This is a genomic window from Providencia sp. SP181 (assembly GCF_050446505.1).
GTDB classification, from domain to species: Bacteria; Pseudomonadota; Gammaproteobacteria; order Enterobacterales; family Enterobacteriaceae; genus Providencia; species Providencia vermicola.
Genome location: NZ_JBBPXM010000014.1, coordinates 13,692 through 33,288 on the forward strand (window position 1 = coordinate 13,692; position 19,597 = coordinate 33,288).

The following is a 19,597-nucleotide window of genomic DNA, read 5'->3' on the forward strand; positions in this document are numbered from 1 at the left end:
ATACATTATTTCAGAACATTATAAATAACCGTTTCGCCTGCTTTCACGTCGCCTTCAACTAAAATCTCGACGCCAGCAAAATCATCGATATTGCTGATGATAACAGGGCTAATCATTGATTTAGCATTCGCTTCAAGGAACGGTAAGTCTAATTTCAGGATTGGTGTACCCGCAGTGACTTCGGCACCTTCTTCCACTAAACGCGCACAACCCTCACCTTTCAGCGCAACGGTATCGATACCCATATGAACGATGAGCTCTACGCCATTTTCAGTTTCAAGGCAAAATGCATGGTTAGTTTCAAAAATCTTGACCACTGTACCTGATGCAGGGGCTAAAACTTCACTGCTGGTTGGTTTGATGGCAATACCATCGCCCACAATGCGGCTAGAGAACGCTTCATCTGGTACATCATCGAGGGAATATACTTGCCCACTGACTGGCGCAACGAGGGATAAAATCGCATTGCCTTTCGCTTTCGCTGGCTCTGCTGCTTTTTTCTCTTCCGCGGCTGCAACAGGCGCAGTACCGGCAATCGGCCCTTTCGCAATCACTTCCGTCATTGCTTTAGCAACCAACTCAGCGCGCGTTCCTACAATCACTTGTACGTTTTGTTTGTTCAAGCGAATAACACCTGAAGCACCAAGACGTTTTGTCATCGCATCGTTAACAATTGCAGTGTCTTTTACCGTTAAACGTAAACGTGTGATACACGCATCGATATTCACGATATTATCGCTACCGCCTACCGCAGAGACGTACTGACGTGCTTCTTTTTGGATATCGCTATCCGTGGTATTGGCAGGGCTGAGGCTTTCATCGTAACCATCAATAGTTTCATCACCCGCGCTTTCTTCACGGCCTGGAGTTAACAGGTTAAATTTGCGGATCATGAAGCGGAAAATCACGTAGTAAATACAGAAGAAGACTAAGCCTTGAACAATCAACATGTACCATTGAACTGCTAATGGGTTACGCGATTGCAACAGCATATCCACTAAACCTGCACTGAAGCCGAAGCCCGAAATCCACTCCATTGTTGCTGCGATATACACAGAAATACCAGTCAACAGTGCGTGAATAACATACAGGATTGGTGCCACGAACATAAATGAGAATTCAAGCGGCTCAGTGATACCCGTGAAGAATGCCGCAAATGCACCCGCAATCATGATACCAGCTACTTTGGCTTTATTTTCAGGGCGTGCGCAGTGGTAAATAGCGAGTGCTGCACCTGGTAGACCAAACATCATAATTGGGAAGAAACCAGCTTGGTAACGACCTGTGATACCTACCGTTGCCAGACCTGCTTCGATAGATTTAGCCCCACCGAGGAAGTTTGGAATATCGTTAATACCCGCAACATCAAACCAGAACACCGAGTTCAGTGCATGGTGTAAGCCAACAGGAATTAACAGACGGTTAAAGAATGCGTAAATACCCGCACCGACAGAACCTAAATCTTTAATGCTTTCCCCGAAAGACACTAAACCGTTATACACCACTGGCCAGACGTACATCAGAACGAAGGCTAAGATGATCATTAGGAATGAGGTTAAAATCGGCACAAGGCGACGACCACTAAAGAATGACAACGCTTTTGGTAACTCAACACCACTGTAGCGATTGTATAATTCAGCTGACAGTACCCCAACTAAAATACCCACGAACTGGTTATTAATTTTACCGAATGCCGCTGGGACAGTTTCCAGAGGAACATTCATAATCATAGAATAAGATGCAGGAGAACACAGTGTTGTCACCACTAAGAAGCCGACAAAACCAGTCAGTGCCGCAGCACCATCCTTATCTTTCGACATCCCATATGCAACACCAATTGCAAATAGCACGGACATATTATCAATAATTGCCGCACCAGATTTAATCAGTAACGCCGCGATTGCACTATTAGCGCCCCAACCATCTGGGTCAATCCAATAGCCAATCCCCATTAGGATTGCTGCGGCTGGTAGTACAGCAACTGGCACCATCAGTGCCCTACCAATCCGCTGTAAGTAGCTAAGAATATTCACAAACTCCCCCTTATAACCTTATTTTGCCCCATTAACAGGATCTTATTGTTCAATCGATCAATGATCAGCAACCGATAATATTTGATGATTAATTATATCAGTTTCATACTTTAGATTAATTGTTTCGCGATGCAAAATAAATAGGTGCGATTTGTGATAAATGTCAACGAAATCGTTCATGTTCTGACTAAATTAGTAGCTATTATTGAAAACTTATTTTATGATTAAAAATAACTTATTTACGTCATTAACCTGTATATTCTCAGCGCGTTTAAAATGCAGGTGCAGCCGTTAAAACGGCACTGTATACCAACACCAACGCGTAATAAATTTGTAGTATAACGAGTATTCCTATATCTAATGCATAACACCAGGGATACACATATATATGAAAGATTTCACAGACTTATTAGAGGTAATTGAAACATGAGGCTAATCCCATTAAACAATGCGCATGATGTCGGCACTTGGTCTGCACAGTATATCGCTGATAAAATCAACGCATTCAACCCAACCGCTGAACGCCCTTTCGTTCTCGGCTTACCAACAGGTGGCACACCACTCGCAACCTATAAAGCGCTGATTGCTTTGTATCAAGCAGGTAAAGTGAGCTTTAAACATGTGGTGACATTTAATATGGATGAATATATTGGCATTCCTGCTAATCATCCACAAAGCTACCATACGTTTATGCATGATAATTTCTTCAACCATATTGATATCCAAGCTGAAAACATCAATCTGCTCAATGGGAATGCCCCAAATGTTGATGAGGAATGTCAACGTTATGAAGATAAAATTAAATCTTATGGCAAAATCAATTTGTTCATGGGTGGCGTAGGAAATGATGGCCATATTGCATTCAATGAACCAGGTTCATCACTGAATTCTCGTACCCGAATCAAAACGTTAACCCCAGAAACACGCCAAGCAAACTCACGCTTCTTTGATAACGATATCAACCAAGTGCCAAAATTTGCGTTAACGGTGGGTGTTGCCACATTAATGGATGCAGAAGAGCTAATGGTCTTGGCAACAGGTGCGAATAAAGCAAATGCAGTTCACGCTGCCGTGGAAGGTTCCATCAACCATATGTGGACAGTGAGCTGTGTACAAATGCATCCAAAAGCGCTGATTGTCTGTGATGAGCCTGCAACACTCGAGTTAAAAGTCAAAACACTCAAATACTTCAAACAGCTAGAATCTGAAATTATTGAGACGTTTAACTAAGATTATATTTATCAATCACCCGACTGGCGACGGCTAGTCGGTGACCCATTTTTCCAGAGGTCAGGAGTTTAAAACCATGTATGCACTAACTCATTGCATTATTTATACAGGTCATGAAAGACTGGATAACCATGCTGTCATCGTTGATGGTGAAATCATCAAAGAGGTTTGCCCTGTCTCTGAAATACCTGCAAATATCCCACAACACGATTTGCAAGGCGCAATTCTCTCTGCTGGTTTTATTGATCTGCAAGTTAACGGCTGCGGTGGCGTTCAATTCAATGACAACAAAGAAAATGTCACATTGAAAAATTTAGATATCATGCAAAAAGCCAATGAACGCACAGGTTGTACTAGCTACCTACCAACGCTGATCACTTGCTCTGATGATCTAATGAAACATGGCATTAACGTCATGACTGAATATTTAAAAGATCACAAAAACCAAGCCCTTGGCCTACATTTAGAAGGTCCTTATATTAATGTGATCAAAAAAGGGACCCATAACCCTGAATTTATTCGCCAGCCTTCAGCTCAAATGATTGATTACTTGGCCTCCCACGCCGATGCCATCACAAAAGTCACCTTAGCGCCTGAAATGGTCGACCTCGATTATATTCGCCAATTAAAAGAGGCTGGCATTGTGATTTCTGCGGGGCATTCAAATGCCACATACGAAGAAGCGAAACTTGGCTTTAAAGCTGGTATCCGTTTCTCAACTCACCTTTTCAATGCGATGCCATACATTTCAGGCCGCGGCCCAGGTTTAGTTGGCGCCATTTATGATACGCCAGAAGTGTATGCAGGCATTATTGCCGACGGCTTACATGTTCAATGGGCTAACATTCGGAACAGTAAGCATCTGAAAGGTGATAAATTAATTTTAGTGACGGATGCAACAGCACCAGCAGGAATTGATCCTCAAACTGGTGAAATGGATCATTTTATCTTCGCAGGTAAAACCATATACTATCGTGATGGATTATGTGTTGATGAAAATGGCACACTCAGCGGTTCGTCACTGACGATGATTGAAGCAGTCAGAAACAGCGTAGAACATGTCGGTATCGCATTGGATGAAACACTTAGAATGGCAACGCTCTATCCAGCAAGAGCCATCGGAGTTGATGAAACTTTAGGGTCAATTGCTCCGGGTAAAATTGCGAATTTGACCGCATTTAACCACGACTTCACTATTCTCGCGACTTACGTAAACGGAAAGGAAGTCTACAAAATGAGTAACTAGCTAATGAATCAAAGCCACTCGCTAAAGCAAATTGGTAATATTGACCTCGTCAAACAACTCAATAGTGCTGTCGTCTATAGCTTGATAGACCAACAGGGTCCGATATCAAGAATTCAGATAGCGGAACAAAGCCAGCTTGCCCCAGCCAGTGTCACTAAGATCACTCGCCAGCTACTCGAACGCGGTTTAATTAAAGAAGTTGACCAGCAGGCCTCCACAGGGGGCCGTCGTGCTATCTCTATTGTTTCTGAACACAAAAACTTCCACACCATTGGTGTCCGTTTAGGCCGCTATGATGCCACTATTGCATTGTACGACTTAGGCGGAAAAATGATTGTGGATGGGCACTACCCTATCTCTGAGCCTACCCAAGAAGCGGTCGAGCAAAAACTGATTGCCTCCCTCGAAGATTTTATCGAACAAAATCATCGTCGTATCAAAGAGTTGATTGCCATTTCAATTATCCTCCCTGGTTTAGTCAATCCAAATCGTGGCATTATTTTCTATATGCCCCACATCAAAGTGGATAACTGGCACCTAATTGATAACCTACAAGCCCATTTTAATATCACCTGTTATGTTGGCCACGATATTCGCAGCCTTGCGCTTGCTGAGAGCTTTTTTGGCGCTACTCGGGATTGCGAAGACTCTTTACTAGTGCGTATTCACAGAGGTGCTGGGGCTGGTATTGTGATCAATAAAGAAATATTGCTCAACCATCGCGGTAATTTAGGGGAAATTGGCCACATTCAAGTCGACCCTCTTGGTGAGTTGTGCCACTGTGGTAATTTTGGCTGCTTAGAAACCATTGCCTCCAACCAAGCGATTGAAGCGCGCGTTAAACAACGTTTAGAGCAAGGCTACTCCAGCACCCTTACGGCAGAAACTTGCACGATTTCCTCTATTTGCCAAGCCGCAAATAAAAACGACCCACTGGCCACCGAAGTTATTCAGCACGTTGGCCGGCAAATTGGTAAAGCCGTTGCGATTACCATTAACTTGTTCAACCCAGAAAAAGTGGTGATTGCAGGGGATATTACTGAGGCCGAGCAAATTTTACTGCCTGCGATTCAAAGCTGTATTGATACTCAAGCACTCAAAGGCTTTCGTGAGAACTTACCGATTGTCACCTCCCAATTAGTTCATAATTCAGCAATTGGTGCATTTGCCTTAACCAAACGCGCAATGCTTAATGGTGAATTACTGCAAAAGCTGTTTGATAATTAATTTCACTCTACTCAATGAACGAATAGAAGCAGGTTTTAACCTGCTTCTTTGCTTTGAGAGACCCACTATCAAAAAATACCTATCCCTTCACCCTGCTATTGTTCAATTTAAAATCTATTTGTATTTTATCAAATAATCTCGGTTTCATTGACAATCAAACGTCGAAAAATACCTTTATTTCTCCCTACTATTTTTTGAACAGACGAGTAGTCAAAAACGGATTTTTTTCAAATTAAGGGTTGTTTTTTGCTGGCTTTATCGACAAAATGATTATTCAACAAACAAACAGACGCATTTTCTGAAAAATAGTGCAAAAAGCTGTTGACTGTAGGGTCTGTAATTAGCATAATGCGCCCCGCAACGCCGATGAAGGTTAAGCAAAAAAAGATGGCTATGTAGCTCAGCTGGTTAGAGCACAACACTCATAATGTTGGGGTCACAGGTTCGAATCCCGTCATAGCCACCATTTATTTGCGGGAGTGGCGAAATTGGTAGACGCACCAGATTTAGGTTCTGGCGCCGCAAGGTGTGCAAGTTCAAGTCTTGTCTCCCGCACCATTTTCCTTCTCGGTAGTATTGAATTTAAGATTGGGGTATCGCCAAGCGGTAAGGCACCAGGTTTTGATCCTGGCATTCCCAGGTTCGAATCCTGGTACCCCAGCCATCTTAAAACATTCAATAGTAGAATTTCCCGGATGGGGTATCGCCAAGCGGTAAGGCACCAGGTTTTGATCCTGGCATTCCCAGGTTCGAATCCTGGTACCCCAGCCATCTACTATCCCCTCTTGTTGCAAAAAATCATCTTAAAGAAATAAAAAATGGCTATGTAGCTCAGTTGGTTAGAGCACAACACTCATAATGTTGGGGTCACAGGTTCGAATCCCGTCGTAGCTACCATTTCTTTTGTTGTTGGGGTATCGCCAAGCGGTAAGGCACCAGGTTTTGATCCTGGCATCCCCAGGTTCGAATCCTGGTACCCCAGCCATTCCTTTTTTCTTCCTTATCTTTCTAATACAGTCTCTTTTCAATTCGCTTATTTTCATTATCATTTTTATTAATAAATTAAATCAAGTTTAGAAGATTAGATAATAAATCCATTTTTCTTACTGAAAACCAATTTATTGCATAAAAATTTGCATGTTTATGCACTTTTTCAGTAGAATCGTACTCTTTTTTCATGTTTTTTATTTTATTAAATCTCGTGGATACTAATTAACCAGTAACTTAATCGTTTTAAATGTTAACCAAGCAACATTTCGCCCATAAAATTTACTTTTGCATAACTTTTCTATTAAATCTGTGACTTTAATCATTTCTATTTAACTGTTGAAAGTGGTAACCTGCGCTCGAATTGTAGTTAGGTATGATTGGTGACAAATAAGTCACTGGAAAACTCACTCCCATCTTCCGTTCCATTAATTAGTTCTCAAAAACTCAAATAAAAGTTTTAAACCTAATAATTATAAATTGCCAAAACGCAACATTTTTACAGAGAAAATTTATGCGAAACATGATAAAGCAACCAATATATAAAATCTTATATGTTCAGGTCATCGTAGCCATCGCCTTAGGTATTGCGCTAGGCCACTTTTTCCCAGACATTGGAGAGTCACTAAAACCGCTTGGTGATGCATTCATCAAAATCGTTAAAATGATCATCGCGCCAGTTATCTTCTTAACAGTGGTAACAGGTATCTCAGGCATGTCAAACATGAAGGCTGTGGGTAGCGTTGCGGGTAAATCAATGCTCTACTTCATTACCTTCTCTACTGTCGCACTCATTATTGGTCTCATCGTTGCGAACGTCATTCGCCCCGGTGATGGCTTAAATATTGACCCAGCAACCCTCGATAGCACAAAAGTAGCAGGTTACGTTGCCAAAGCACACGAGTCATCAATTGTTGGCTTCTTGATGAACATCATTCCTGATACCGTGATTAGTCCACTGGTAAACGGTAACATTCTTCAGGTTCTGTTTATTGCCGTTATTTTCGGATTAGCATTAGCAGCAACAGGCAAGCACGGGGAGCCAATTGTTAAGTTACTGCAAAACTTCTCTGAACCTGTGTTCAAAATGGTTGCGATGCTAATGAAACTCGCACCAATCGGGGCATTCGGTGCAATGGCATTTACCATTGGGAAATATGGGATCTCATCTATTGGCAACTTAATGATGCTGATAATGACGTTCTACATCACCTCTTTACTCTTTGTATTACTGGTATTAGGGGCTGTTGCAAAATATAACGGTTTCTCAATCATTGAGTTGATTAAATACATCAAGGACGAACTTTGGTTAGTTTTAGGTACCTCTTCTTCTGAAGCAGCACTGCCAAGCTTAATGAGAAAAATGGAGCATGCAGGGTGTGAAAAATCCGTTGTGGGTTTAGTGATCCCAACAGGATACTCATTTAATCTTGACGGTACCAACATCTATATGACCATGGCGGCCTTGTTTATCGCACAAGCTACCAATATCGAGCTCACGATTTGGGAACAAATCTCCTTGTTGCTCGTTGCCATGATCAGCTCAAAAGGTGCAGCGGGGGTAACAGGTGCAGGGTTCATTACCTTAGCCGCAACACTGATGGTTGTACCAAGTATTCCAGTTGCTGGTATGGCCTTAATTCTTGGTATTGACCGCTTTATGTCAGAGTGCCGAGCATTAACCAACTTAGTCGGTAATGCATGCGCATGTATCGTGGTTGCACGTTGGGAAAAAGAGCTAGATACCGAGAAACTGGCTCATGCATTCTCAGCAAAAAATGAAACGTTAGATTCAGTGATTACTGAAGATGACAGCATTAATACCAAAGAAAAAATCGCGGTTGATCTTGGAAATCCTAAATAGGATCGAACATTTCTTCTGATAAAACTTGATAGCTATCCCAAAAAACCTCTCAATCATGAGAGGTTTTTTATCTCTCACTTCTACAACTTTTTTAAAACGATACACAAGATTCAAGCCTGATAAATCACAATTTAAATTTATATTATTTAAAACTAATAAAAGGTGAAATTGAGTTATTTTAAATAAACAGTTAATTAGTAATACGTATAAATTATATAAAGGATATATTCTGTGATTATAGGTATTATTAGTGACATCCATCAAAACTCGGCCGAAGATAAAACAGTCTTAGCACAATCAATTATTAATATTGCAAACTGTGGGGCGACTGCTCTGCTCATGGCGGGAGATATTGGTGACTATCACGCCAATAGAAAAGAGGCATTGCAAACCTTCCAGAATAATTTCCCAACGAAATACCATCAAAATCTATTACTCATGCTTGGAAATCATGATGTTAGAACTGGAGCAGCTTCTGACGGTTCATTGGATCCAGACCTTATTGAGATATATCACGACTATCTTGATAATTGCCGCGTATCACGCTACGAAGGTACGATGTGCATAGATGCATGGATCGGAGGCTATCACTTTTTATGCTTAAACACTGATGTTGGCCTAAAGGATGAAATGGAGCTGAACGCTAATTCGCTCGCATGGTTAAAAGAAAAATTACCTGAGGGCGCAGTAGCGGATAAACCTATCTTTGTACTCACTCATCAAGCCTTTAACTCAACACATTGGCGAGCAGGCTTATTTGGTGGTTTTGGAAACCAAGATGAAGAATTAAAACAGATTTTTTTAGATTATCCCCAAATTATTTTACTGAGCGGACACATTCACAATGGCTTTGGGACAATTGAGTTCATTCAGCGACCTTTTGGAACACTCATTGAGATCCCAAGCCTTACTAAAGGTGAAAACGGCGTCACCACATCAGGAACAGGTTATTTATTAAAAGTCAGTGATGATAAACTTATCTTTGAAGCATGGAACTTCTATCATAATACTCAACTACCTGAATATGGCCATGCAATCCATTTACCCACACTATCTGTTCTCGCAAAAAAACTGGAAAACAATGATGATGAGGACAAACCTCGTTTATTAGCAGAAGCAAATTCATTAATGAATAAAAAATATCATAATGATATACCAAGTGGTGATGCGACCTATAGACCACAAGAATATTATGGGCTCGAGAAAAACTACAGCCCTGAGACTTGGAATAATATTAATTCACTTCGCAAAAAAATAATCGATCTCGAAACTAATATTGAATATCACGAAGTATCATTTGAGAATACAGAAATTATCACTCAAAACATGCTCAATGAAGCCTTAGCCTTATCTGATAATATTGCCATATACTTAAAAGACGGTCATTGGTCTCCTGAAATATACATTTCCGATGCAAATAAAAAAAATCAAACCATCAAAATAAACTCCTCTGCGGGTTATAAGAGCACCGTAATTACATCTCAAGAGACTTTTGTTATTTCCAAAGGGGAAGAATACTTATTAAAATCAAAAGCCTTTTTTGATATCCAAAAAACAAAATAACCTTGTTTATCATTCAAACATTATCTCACCCTAAAGTATTAGGGTGTTTAGAGTGAAATATTTCACTGAACATGAAAGCACTTATCATTTACAGCCCTAATGCATATTTCAGGGCAAGTTTTTTCGCTTCCCCAGCTCTTTGAGCCGCCATCAACCCTAGGTTTCTCAACATTTTTAAACCTGGAAGATTCTCGCTAAACGCCATATAGAACACATCCATTCCTGCTTGCATGACCAAATTATCAGGCAAACGGCGACGCTGATAGCGCTTTAAGACATCAACAGAATACCAAGGTTGCAAATATTCACGTGCGTAACTCACCACATTCAGCAAACTCTCTACATCACGATAGCCTAAATTAACCCCTTGCCCAGCTAAAGGGTTGATTGTGTGCGCTGCATCGCCAATCAATGCTAAACCATCAATAACATAACGGTTAGCATGGTGACGTGTTAAGGGGAATGCCCCTGATGCAATTGCGGTCACCTTGCCCAAACGCTCAGGGAACGCTTCCGAAATCGCACCAGTGAGTTGTTCCATGGACATACTTTGCAAACGTCTAATCTTTGCTGGGCTGTCATACCAGACCAATGAGGCCCAATTATTGTATAACGGTAAAAATGCCCTCGGGCCTGATGGGAAAAATTGCTGCCACGTTTTGTCTTGTTGAGGTTGTTCTGTTTGAATGGTAATCAACATACAAGCTTGGCGATATTGCCAACCGCGGCTGCCAATCCCTGCCATTTTACGCACTTGGGAATTTGCGCCATCTGCGCCCACAACTAATTTTGCTTCTAACAGACGGTTATCATCGAGTTCTAATCGCCACGCTTTTTGGTTTTTGGGTTGGTATAAATTCACCAGCTTTGCGGGGCAAACAAGTTCTAAATTACTGTATTGTTGGCACTCTTGCCATAAAGCAAGCTGCAAGACTCGGTTTTCAACCATAAAACCTAGCTCTGGCAAACCAAGGCTTTGGGCATCAAACACCACATTGCTATCGGGTTCTTCCCATGTTTCTAATTGGCGATAAGGCACACTGCGCATGACTTCTACATGCTGCCATGCACCGAGTTGCTTTAATAATTCGACTGAAGCGCGGCTAATTGCCGAAATGCGAACATCTGGGGTACTGTGTGGCTCAAATGGTGCAGGTTGTGCCTTCTCAAGCAAAGCCACCTTCATCCCTTCTTGGGCAAAGCCCAATGCCGCCGCTGCGCCTGTCATTCCCGCACCTACCACGACAACATCATAAGATTCGATTTGTTTATTCATCACATTGGCCACTATTTATGAATTGATTGCCGTATTGTACCGAAAATTTATTACCCTCGCAGACAATATCTCCACTTGAACTCTAGTCACTGAAGCCCCAAATGAATACAATACGTCCTAATTTTTAAAACAATAGGCAAATTGCCTGCCCTTAAATTTCGTGAAGTGATATTATTTCTTGCTATCTTTGCATTTATCCCATCATACAATGATGTTCTTAATCAAAATGCAAACGAGTTCCCAAAAGAGGGTAGGACTTTGGATTTACAACGCGTTTCGGGGTCCATTACACTAGCCGCTTCGAAAACACCGGATATACGACATGTCGACGAATAAAAAGTTATACATTAAAACGTGGGGCTGCCAAATGAATGAGTATGACTCATCCAAAATGGTCTCTTTATTAGAAAGTACCCACGGTTATCAACTAACTGAAGTTGCTGAAGAAGCAGATTTACTCCTGCTCAATACCTGCTCAATTCGGGAAAAAGCCCAAGAAAAAGTCTTCCATCAGCTTGGTCGTTGGAAGTTTTTTAAAGATAAAAACCCTGACATCATTATTGGTGTCGGTGGCTGTGTTGCGTCCCAAGAAGGGGATTTTATCCGCCAACGTGCGCCGAGTGTTGATATTGTCTTTGGCCCACAAACATTGCACCGTCTTCCAGAGATGATAAACCAAGTGCAAGGTACACGCAGCCCAGTTATTGACATCAGCTTCCCTGAAATTGAGAAGTTTGACCGTTTGCCTGAGCCACGCGCTGAAGGCCCAACGGCATTCGTTTCTATTATGGAAGGCTGTAATAAATACTGTACTTTCTGCGTAGTACCTTATACCCGTGGTGAAGAAGTTAGCCGCCCTTGTGATGATATTTTATTCGAAATCGCACAATTAGCTGCGCAAGGCGTACGTGAAGTCAACTTATTAGGTCAGAACGTTAACGCTTACCGCGGTGAAACCTTTGATGGCGAAATTTGCTCATTCGCAGAATTACTGCGTTTAGTCGCGGCTATTGACGGTATCGACCGTGTTCGCTTTACCACTAGCCACCCAATTGAATTTACTGACGATATCATCGAAGTTTACCGTGATACGCCTGAATTAGTCAGTTTCTTACACCTACCTGTGCAAAGTGGTTCTGACCGCGTTCTCACCATGATGAAACGTGCTCATACTGCACTGGAATACAAAGCCATTATTCGCAAACTGCGCGAAGCGCGTCCTGGTATTCTTATCAGCTCTGACTTTATTGTTGGTTTCCCAGGTGAAACGACTGATGACTTCGAAAGAACGATGAAACTGATTGCTGACGTGAATTTTGACATGAGCTACAGCTTTGTCTATTCCGCGCGTCCTGGTACGCCAGCAGCAGATCTCCCTGACGATGTCACTGAAGAAGAGAAAAAACAACGTCTATACTTATTACAGCAGCGCATTAATCAGCAAGCATTGAGCTTCAGCCGCCAAATGGTGGGTACCGTTCAACGTATCTTAGTTGAAGGAACATCCCGTAAAAATGTTATGGAGCTTTCTGGTCGTACTGAAAATAACCGTGTTGTGAACTTTGAAGGCACGCCAGATATGATCGGTAAGTTTGTGGATGTTGAGATTGTAGACGTCTATACCAACTCATTACGCGGTAAAGTTATTCGTACAGAAGATCAAATGGGCCTTCGCGTTCACGAATCACCAGAATCTGTTATTGCACGCACCCGTAAAGAAGATGAGCTAGGTGTTGGCAGTTTCCAGCCCTAAGCCACAACCATAGGATATTCAGTGACCGAGACAAAAAATTTGCAAATCGCAACACAAGAAATCTTTCTAGAACCCGCAGATAATCAACGTTTAATGAGCCTCTGCGGGCCATTTGACGATAATATCAAGCAGCTAGAACGCCGCCTTGCTATCGAAATTAACCGCCGTGATAACCGCTTTAAGTTATCGGGTAAGCCACTTAATGTACAAGCGGCGAGCAAAATTTTGCGTCAACTGTATGTCGATACCGCGCCTGTGCGCGGTGTTATTCCTGATATCGACCCTGAAAATATTCACTTGGCCATTTTGGATAGCCGCATTTTAGAGCAATCCGCCGAAAGCGTTCCAGACTACGGCAAAGCGGTGAATATCAAAACCAAACGTGGCGTGATAAAGCCTCGCACACCAAACCAAGCGCAATATATTGCCAATATTTTGGACCATGATATTACCTTCGGTATTGGCCCTGCAGGAACGGGGAAAACCTATTTAGCGGTAGCTGCTGCGGTCGATGCCTTAGAACGCCAAGAAGTTCGCCGCATTTTGCTTACGCGCCCTGCCGTTGAAGCTGGTGAAAAACTGGGCTTCTTACCTGGGGATTTAAGCCAGAAAGTCGACCCATATTTACGTCCGCTTTATGATGCGCTATTTGAGATGTTAGGCTTTGAAAAGGTTGAAAAACTGATTGAGCGCAACGTGATTGAAGTTGCCCCGCTGGCATACATGCGTGGTCGTACTTTAAATGATGCATTTATTATTTTAGATGAAAGTCAAAACACCACCATCGAGCAGATGAAAATGTTTTTGACGCGGATTGGGTTTAACTCCAAAGCGGTTGTGACTGGTGATATCACCCAAGTCGACTTACCGCGCGGCAGTAAATCAGGTCTACGCCATGCCATTGAAGTGCTCTCTGGCGTGGATGATTTAAGCTTTAATTTCTTCCACAGTGAAGACGTAGTTCGCCACCCTGTCGTTGCCAAAGTTGTTATGGCCTACGAAGCGTGGGAAGAACAAGATAACAAGCGCCGTCAACAGTTACGTGAAGAAAAAGAACAGCAAAAAGAGCTGGAAAAGCAGGAAAACCAATAAATGAGTGACATCATTCTCGATTTACAAATTGCGTGTGAAAACCCTGAAGGTTTACCTTCTGAAGCACTATTCGAGCGCTGGTTAGCCGCTGTGTTACCAAAATTCCAAGCTCAAAGCGAAGTCACTATCCGTGTTGTCGATGAAGCGGAAAGTCATCATCTCAACCTCACTTATCGTGGAAAAGATAAACCCACTAATGTGTTATCTTTTCCTTTTGAAGCACCACCTGAAATTGAGCTTCCTCTGCTCGGCGATTTAATTATTTGTCGCCAAGTAGTTGAACAAGAAGCTATTGAACAACAAAAAAGTGCCGAAGAACATTGGGCGCATATGGTGGTTCACGGCTGCTTGCATCTGTTAGGTTATGACCATATTGAAGATGATGAAGCTGAAGAAATGGAAGGTTTAGAAACCGAAATTTTGGCTGAATTGGGTTATGAAGACCCCTATCTTGCAGAAAAAGAGTGACCTAACTATAATTTTTTAGGCATCTTTTACGAAGAATGCATTATTTTACAAAAAACTGATGGTAATTTTGCAGATAAACCACCGGTTTTATGCTAAAAAAGAATGAAGTAAGCTGTTTTTTATTAACTAACTAACGCTCTAAGTACTTTACCTGCTAACTTTTTTGTATGAGCATACGCAAGTATGTGATTCAGGTAGCCAAGTGCAGCCAACAACGCTGCGGTTCGATATATGACGAGTAACGACTATTCAATACTCTAAATAATTCGGATTGCAGCTAGGCGGCCAGCGAGGCTATCCCGATGAGCATACACAAGTATGTGATTCGGGTAGCCAAGTGCAGCCAACAACGCTGCGGTTCGAAGTATGACGAGTATTTTTTGAGGAAAAAAAAATTAACCGCCATGAGCGACGATAACTCTTCGAGTAGCGATAACCCTGGTCCTAAGAAAGGGTTCTTTGCACTGTTAAATCACCTTTTCCATGGTGAACCTAAAAATCGTGATGATTTAGTCGAATTAATTCGCGACTCTGAACAAAACGATTTAATCGATCCTGATACCCGTGAAATGCTTGAAGGGGTTATGGATATCGCGGATCAGCGCGTGCGCGACATTATGATCCCGCGTTCCCAAATTGTTACCTTAAAACGTAACCAAACGCTTGATGAGTGCTTGGATGTCATTATTGACTCTGCTCACTCACGCTTCCCTGTTATCAGCGAAGACAAAGACCACATTGAAGGGCTGTTGATGGCAAAAGATTTACTGCCATTTATGCGTACGGATGCCGAGCCTTTTAGTATCGACAAAGTCTTACGCCAAGCGGTTGTTGTCCCTGAAAGTAAACGAGTAGACCGATTACTCAAAGAGTTCCGTTCCCAACGCTACCATATGGCTATCGTTATCGATGAATTTGGTGGTGTTTCTGGTCTTGTGACCATTGAAGATATTTTAGAGTTGATTGTGGGTGAAATTGAAGACGAATACGACGATCAAGATGATGTCGATATTCGCCAATTGAGTCGTCATTCCTATTCTGTCCGCGCACTAACGCAGATTGAAGATTTCAATGAGGCGTTCAATACCCATTTTAGTGATGATGAAGTAGATACCGTTGGTGGCTTAGTCATGCAGGCCTTTGGTCATTTGCCTTCCCGCGGTGAAACCATCACAATAGATAATTATCAGTTTAAAGTTGCTATGGCAGACAGTCGTCGAATTCTTCTGCTTCACGTGAAAATTCCAGACGATGCGCCAGTTCCTACTTTGGAAGAAGAACAGACTTAATGAACTCAACATCTATGTATCAAAGCCAGTGGTTGCGGTTACTGCTGGCTTTATTATTCGGAGCCAGTGGAACACTGGCTTTTTCGCCTTTTGACATCTGGCCTGCTGCGCTACTCTCAATTTTATTTCTCCAGCTACTCACCCTAGAACGTAATACAAAACAATCTTTTGCGATAGGTTTTGCATGGGGCTTTGGCCTATTTGGCAGTGGCGTCAATTGGGTTTACGTCAGTATTGCTGATTTCGGCGGAATGCCAGGCCCAGTCAACGTCTTTATTGTTATTTTATTAGCCGCTTACCTTTCGCTGTATACAGGGCTATTTGGCGGGTTATTGGCTAAATTTGCGCCTAAAGCCAATATTTGGCGTTTGGTTTTTGCCGCTCCCGCCCTCTGGCAAGTCACCGAATTTCTGCGTGGTTGGGTGTTAACAGGCTTCCCATGGCTGCAATTTGGTTATAGCCAAATTGATGGGCCGATGAAAGCACTCGCCCCTGTATTTGGGGTGGAAATGGTTACATTGCTATTATTTAGCATCAGTGGCCTGTTAGTACTCGCTATCTTGCGCCGCAGCTTTGTTGCGCTCACAGTTGCAGTTGTTTTGATTTTTGCCCCATTAATTGCCAAAAATGTGCAGTGGTTCACCCCCCTTGATGGCAAAAAAATGGAAGTGGCACTGGTTCAAGGCAATATTCCTCAATCAATGAAGTGGGAAGCCAGCTTTTTACAAAAAACCAAAGACACCTACATGGAGCTCTCTCGACCGTATATCGGTAAAGCCTCTTTGATTATTTGGCCTGAATCAGCAGTGCCTTCCGTTGAGCTCGATAACCAGACCTGGCTTAAATCTCTCGACCAATTATTAGCGGAGTCAAATACTCAGTTAATTACAGGGATTGTGGATGCAAGGCCAATAGATGGTGAATATACTTTCTATAATACAATCATTGTATTAGGGGATAAAAAACCGTATTTATACCCGTCTAAAAACCGATATAACAAACACCATTTAGTACCATTTGGTGAATATGTACCTTTAGAAGATTTGCTGCGCCCTATCGCCCCTTTATTTAATTTGCCAATGTCGGGTTTTAGCCGTGGTGATTACGAACAAGCGCAATTAGCGGTTGGCAATATTCATCTGACCGCAGCTATTTGTTATGAGATTATTTTAGGTACGCAGGTCAGGGATAACTTTAAACCAGATAGCGACTACTTACTTACCGTTTCAAATGATGCATGGTTTGGAAAGTCCATAGGCCCTTGGCAGCACTTCCAAATGGCGCGGATGCGTTCCTTGGAGTTAGGTCGCCCACTATTACGCTCAACCAATAACGGTATCACAGCAGTGATCAGTGCGGATGGTTCTATTCAAGATATGCTTCCACAATTCAAAACTGCCACGCTTGCTACAGAAGTGACACCAACCACAGGGTTAACCCCTTATGCACGCTGGAGCAACTACCCAATGTGGGGAGCTGTCGTGGTCTTTGGTGTGCTTGGTTTTGCAATGAACCGACGCCGTAAGCACTGAGTTATTAACTGGCCTCAATAGTCAATAAACGTCTATTGAGGCTAGTGATATTAAACTAAGCAATGAGTTGCCCCTGTATATCAGCAATTCCCACCGTTACAATACATCCTGCGTTAAATTGCAAAAAATCCTCTTCAATCCCATCTGAAAAAATTACGCCGTTATCAGGCATTAAAGACTCCAATGCTAACGGGCTATTAGGTTCTATCGTTCCAAATACCCACTTTATACCCGTTGTTTTACTGAGAAATGGCTCTCTCACGCTAAACTGTAACTTGCTATCTCCCCATGCAAATCCACTCGCAAGTGGATGGTTTTTCGTGCCTGTTATAGCCTGAGCCCCCGCTAAAATAGATTGAAACCACCCTGTTGACCCTAGTCCTGTCGAAATAATGATCCCTGAGGACGACTGAAACTCTTGTTCACCTTGCCAGTTAAGGAGATACCGCGCTGATGTATGGCTTTTCGGGCCAATAAATAAGTCATTTACCGCCAATAAAGACTGCCCATCATTCGTTATCGCCTCAGCAAAAGTGACCGACTTTTGCGCCGTTTTCCCTTTTAATGTTTGAGTCACGACCTCCTTTAATTGGCCTATTTCAAAAGGTAATAACTTACCATCCCAGCGTTTTGGATCTGGATTGATAGCAATCACAGGCTGCCCCTGCAAGTATTTTAACGTATTCGCGACCAAGCCATCTTGCCCAATCACCACCACAATATCCTGTTTGGAAAATTGATAACTGGGCAATAATTTTCTTTCTAGTAATTGAAATCGACCTAGTGATTTCAGTACTGATTCTGCTTGAACTAATTGTCGCTGGTATAAATCATGTTCAAGCAAATAATCATCAACTTCAACATGGTTATGTTCTAAATAGAATTTCGCTTGCGGCCATGTATTAAAACGTTCAATGAGTTCTTGTAAGCGTGTCTTACGCATAACCAAAACAAAACGTGCATCATCAATTACTTTCATTATTTAGCCCCCTTTTTCATTAATTGACCGAATAAATCAGGGGAGATATTGAGCTCACCTATTTTCCCTGCATTTTGAGCCAGTGATTCAAACGCCATCGCCATCAACTGTTCAGGGCCCATTTTGGCAAGGGCTAACGCTTTTAAGTTCTCCACGGGTAATTGGCTATAAGCTTTCATTTTTGATTCAATGGCATAAGCATCCGCATCGGATTGAATACGCTGGTTCCCGACACTAAGTGCCACCAATTCTTGGCGTTTCTCTTCAGCATTCACTTGTGCGGTCAGTTCCTCTTGTTCAATTTCAGCCCGCTCACGTAATAATTTACGTTCATTGTCTAACCGAGCTTCTTCGATTTGCTGCTCCTTTGCTTGAACAGAAAGATCGGTTTCTAATTCAGCTTCCTTGATAGTGCGTTCTTGTTCAACGGAGAATTTGCGCCTTGCGTAAATAGCATCATCCGCCTCTTTTAAAATAGACTCCCTCGCCTGCGCTTCAAGTGCTTTCAAGGTTTCTGGCGATGGTGTAATCGCTGCAATAGAGACCTCAAGAATGTCTATTCCTAATGAATTGATAACCGACTGCTCAGTTAACTGCTGGGAAACCAACGTGACTAATGAACGGCTAATTAATAGTGCATCACGTAATGATGTACTTTGGATTTTTGCTTGGATCACTGTTTGTGCTGCTCGTACTACCCTGTCGCTCATCTTTAACGGATCTTCAGATGAATAGCCTTTCCCATCTTTAGTTAAGTTAAAATTTAATACATCGGCCGTTTTTTCAGGCTCTTTGACTTGAAATGAAATTTGCCCCTGTACTCGTAAGCTTTGAAAATCAGCCGTTTGCAGATTAAAAATAAACGGCGCCTCTTGAGCATTGAGAGGCAAAGCGGCTATCGATGTTTTGTCTGCGTTATACCAAAAACTGATCCCTTTGCCTTGCTTACGTACCTTTCCATTCACTGATTGAATAACAAAAGTGGATGAGTCTGCTTTGAAATATTTAAAGTTAATCATAGTGGAACCCTCATTAATGTCTTTATGACCTTAATTAAT

At 42.2% G+C, this 19,597-nt stretch carries 14 protein-coding genes and 6 tRNA genes; 16 read left to right on the forward strand and 4 right to left on the reverse strand.

Annotated features, from left to right (window positions below):
- Positions 1-5: 5 nt before the first annotated feature.
- Positions 6-2,033: an N-acetylglucosamine-specific PTS transporter subunit IIBC gene (gene nagE, locus AABS66_RS18100; protein ID WP_206085286.1), complete on the reverse strand. Its 2,028-nt coding sequence runs from the start codon at positions 2,031-2,033 to the stop codon at positions 6-8.
- 426 nt (positions 2,034-2,459) lie between these two features.
- Between nagE and nagB the strand changes: the two genes are divergently transcribed.
- The 11 genes from nagB to AABS66_RS18155 all read left to right on the forward strand — a co-directional run bounded on the left by nagB (position 2,460) and on the right by AABS66_RS18155 (position 10,150).
- Positions 2,460-3,263: a glucosamine-6-phosphate deaminase gene (gene nagB / locus AABS66_RS18105; protein WP_272539849.1), complete on the forward strand. Its 804-nt coding sequence runs from the start codon at positions 2,460-2,462 to the stop codon at positions 3,261-3,263.
- 76 nt (positions 3,264-3,339) lie between these two features.
- Complete coding sequence (nagA, locus tag AABS66_RS18110; RefSeq protein ID WP_206085284.1) at positions 3,340-4,509, forward strand: N-acetylglucosamine-6-phosphate deacetylase; 1,170 nt, start codon at positions 3,340-3,342, stop codon at positions 4,507-4,509.
- Between the two features lie 3 nt (positions 4,510-4,512).
- Entirely contained in the window at positions 4,513-5,736 is a 1,224-nt protein-coding gene (nagC, locus tag AABS66_RS18115; RefSeq protein ID WP_206085283.1) for a DNA-binding transcriptional regulator NagC, read from the forward strand.
- A gap of 389 nt (positions 5,737-6,125) precedes the next feature.
- Positions 6,126-6,202: transfer RNA gene (locus AABS66_RS18120), tRNA-Met, on the forward strand.
- A gap of 7 nt (positions 6,203-6,209) precedes the next feature.
- Positions 6,210-6,294 (forward strand) — tRNA-Leu (locus AABS66_RS18125).
- A 31-nt stretch (positions 6,295-6,325) separates the two neighbouring features.
- Positions 6,326-6,400 (forward strand) — tRNA-Gln (locus tag AABS66_RS18130).
- 32 nt (positions 6,401-6,432) lie between these two features.
- Positions 6,433-6,507: transfer RNA gene (locus tag AABS66_RS18135), tRNA-Gln, on the forward strand.
- A gap of 49 nt (positions 6,508-6,556) precedes the next feature.
- Positions 6,557-6,633: transfer RNA gene (locus tag AABS66_RS18140), tRNA-Met, on the forward strand.
- A 13-nt stretch (positions 6,634-6,646) separates the two neighbouring features.
- Positions 6,647-6,721: transfer RNA gene (locus AABS66_RS18145), tRNA-Gln, on the forward strand.
- Positions 6,722-7,237: 516 nt separating this feature from the next.
- Positions 7,238-8,587 carry a dicarboxylate/amino acid:cation symporter gene (locus AABS66_RS18150; protein WP_272516367.1) on the forward strand — a complete coding sequence of 450 codons (1,350 nt, stop codon included), beginning with the start codon at positions 7,238-7,240 and terminating at the stop codon, positions 8,585-8,587.
- A 231-nt stretch (positions 8,588-8,818) separates the two neighbouring features.
- A complete protein-coding gene (locus AABS66_RS18155; protein WP_430225259.1) occupies positions 8,819-10,150 on the forward strand; it encodes a metallophosphoesterase in 1,332 nt (443 codons plus the stop codon).
- 88 nt (positions 10,151-10,238) lie between these two features.
- On the opposite strand, the gene ubiF is transcribed toward AABS66_RS18155, so the two are convergent.
- The gene (gene ubiF / locus AABS66_RS18160; protein WP_206085281.1) at positions 10,239-11,426 is read right to left on the reverse strand and encodes a 3-demethoxyubiquinol 3-hydroxylase; all 1,188 of its coding nucleotides are present in this window, start codon (positions 11,424-11,426) and stop codon (positions 10,239-10,241) included.
- Between the two features lie 322 nt (positions 11,427-11,748).
- Between ubiF and miaB the strand changes: the two genes are divergently transcribed.
- From miaB to lnt, 5 genes are all read left to right on the forward strand, one after another.
- A complete protein-coding gene (miaB, locus tag AABS66_RS18165) occupies positions 11,749-13,179 on the forward strand; it encodes a tRNA (N6-isopentenyl adenosine(37)-C2)-methylthiotransferase MiaB (RefSeq protein WP_206085280.1) in 1,431 nt (476 codons plus the stop codon).
- A gap of 93 nt (positions 13,180-13,272) precedes the next feature.
- The gene (locus AABS66_RS18170) at positions 13,273-14,271 is read left to right on the forward strand and encodes a PhoH family protein (RefSeq protein ID WP_371007839.1); all 999 of its coding nucleotides are present in this window, start codon (positions 13,273-13,275) and stop codon (positions 14,269-14,271) included.
- Positions 14,272-14,739, forward strand: a complete 468-nt coding sequence (gene ybeY, locus AABS66_RS18175) for an rRNA maturation RNase YbeY (RefSeq protein WP_206085279.1) — start codon at positions 14,272-14,274, stop codon at positions 14,737-14,739.
- 404 nt (positions 14,740-15,143) lie between these two features.
- Positions 15,144-16,028 (forward strand): CNNM family magnesium/cobalt transport protein CorC, encoded by an 885-nt coding sequence (corC, locus tag AABS66_RS18180; RefSeq protein ID WP_206085473.1) that lies wholly within the window; start codon positions 15,144-15,146, stop codon positions 16,026-16,028.
- Positions 16,028-17,560, forward strand: a complete 1,533-nt coding sequence (gene lnt / locus AABS66_RS18185; protein ID WP_430225260.1) for an apolipoprotein N-acyltransferase — start codon at positions 16,028-16,030, stop codon at positions 17,558-17,560. The genes corC and lnt overlap by 1 nt, the downstream gene beginning before the upstream one ends.
- A gap of 55 nt (positions 17,561-17,615) precedes the next feature.
- Here the strand turns inward: lnt and AABS66_RS18190 are convergent, their stop codons facing one another.
- On the reverse strand, positions 17,616-18,539 hold the full coding sequence (locus AABS66_RS18190; protein WP_430225261.1) for a sugar kinase: 924 nt from the start codon (positions 18,537-18,539) through the stop codon (positions 17,616-17,618).
- Positions 18,539-19,558 carry an SPFH domain-containing protein gene (locus tag AABS66_RS18195; protein WP_206085276.1) on the reverse strand — a complete coding sequence of 340 codons (1,020 nt, stop codon included), beginning with the start codon at positions 19,556-19,558 and terminating at the stop codon, positions 18,539-18,541. Before AABS66_RS18195 ends, AABS66_RS18190 begins: the two co-directional genes overlap by 1 nt.
- Positions 19,559-19,597: the final 39 nt, after the last annotated feature.

What these genes read in the sequence shown, in the direction of transcription:
- nagB (WP_272539849.1), top strand. Translation starts at nt 2,460, where the DNA reads ATGAGGCTAATCCCATTAAACAATGCGCATGATGTCGGCACTTGGTCT.
- nagA (WP_206085284.1), top strand. Translation starts at nt 3,340, where the DNA reads ATGTATGCACTAACTCATTGCATTATTTATACAGGTCATGAAAGACTG.
- nagC (WP_206085283.1), top strand. Translation starts at nt 4,513, where the DNA reads ATGAATCAAAGCCACTCGCTAAAGCAAATTGGTAATATTGACCTCGTC.
- AABS66_RS18150 (WP_272516367.1), top strand. Translation starts at nt 7,238, where the DNA reads ATGCGAAACATGATAAAGCAACCAATATATAAAATCTTATATGTTCAG.
- ubiF (WP_206085281.1), bottom strand. Translation starts at nt 11,426, where the DNA reads ATGAATAAACAAATCGAATCTTATGATGTTGTCGTGGTAGGTGCGGGA.
- miaB (WP_206085280.1), top strand. Translation starts at nt 11,749, where the DNA reads ATGTCGACGAATAAAAAGTTATACATTAAAACGTGGGGCTGCCAAATG.
- AABS66_RS18170 (WP_371007839.1), top strand. Translation starts at nt 13,273, where the DNA reads ATGAGCCTCTGCGGGCCATTTGACGATAATATCAAGCAGCTAGAACGC.
- ybeY (WP_206085279.1), top strand. Translation starts at nt 14,272, where the DNA reads ATGAGTGACATCATTCTCGATTTACAAATTGCGTGTGAAAACCCTGAA.
- corC (WP_206085473.1), top strand. Translation starts at nt 15,144, where the DNA reads ATGAGCGACGATAACTCTTCGAGTAGCGATAACCCTGGTCCTAAGAAA.
- lnt (WP_430225260.1), top strand. Translation starts at nt 16,028, where the DNA reads ATGAACTCAACATCTATGTATCAAAGCCAGTGGTTGCGGTTACTGCTG.
- AABS66_RS18190 (WP_430225261.1), bottom strand. Translation starts at nt 18,539, where the DNA reads ATGAAAGTAATTGATGATGCACGTTTTGTTTTGGTTATGCGTAAGACA.
- AABS66_RS18195 (WP_206085276.1), bottom strand. Translation starts at nt 19,558, where the DNA reads ATGATTAACTTTAAATATTTCAAAGCAGACTCATCCACTTTTGTTATT.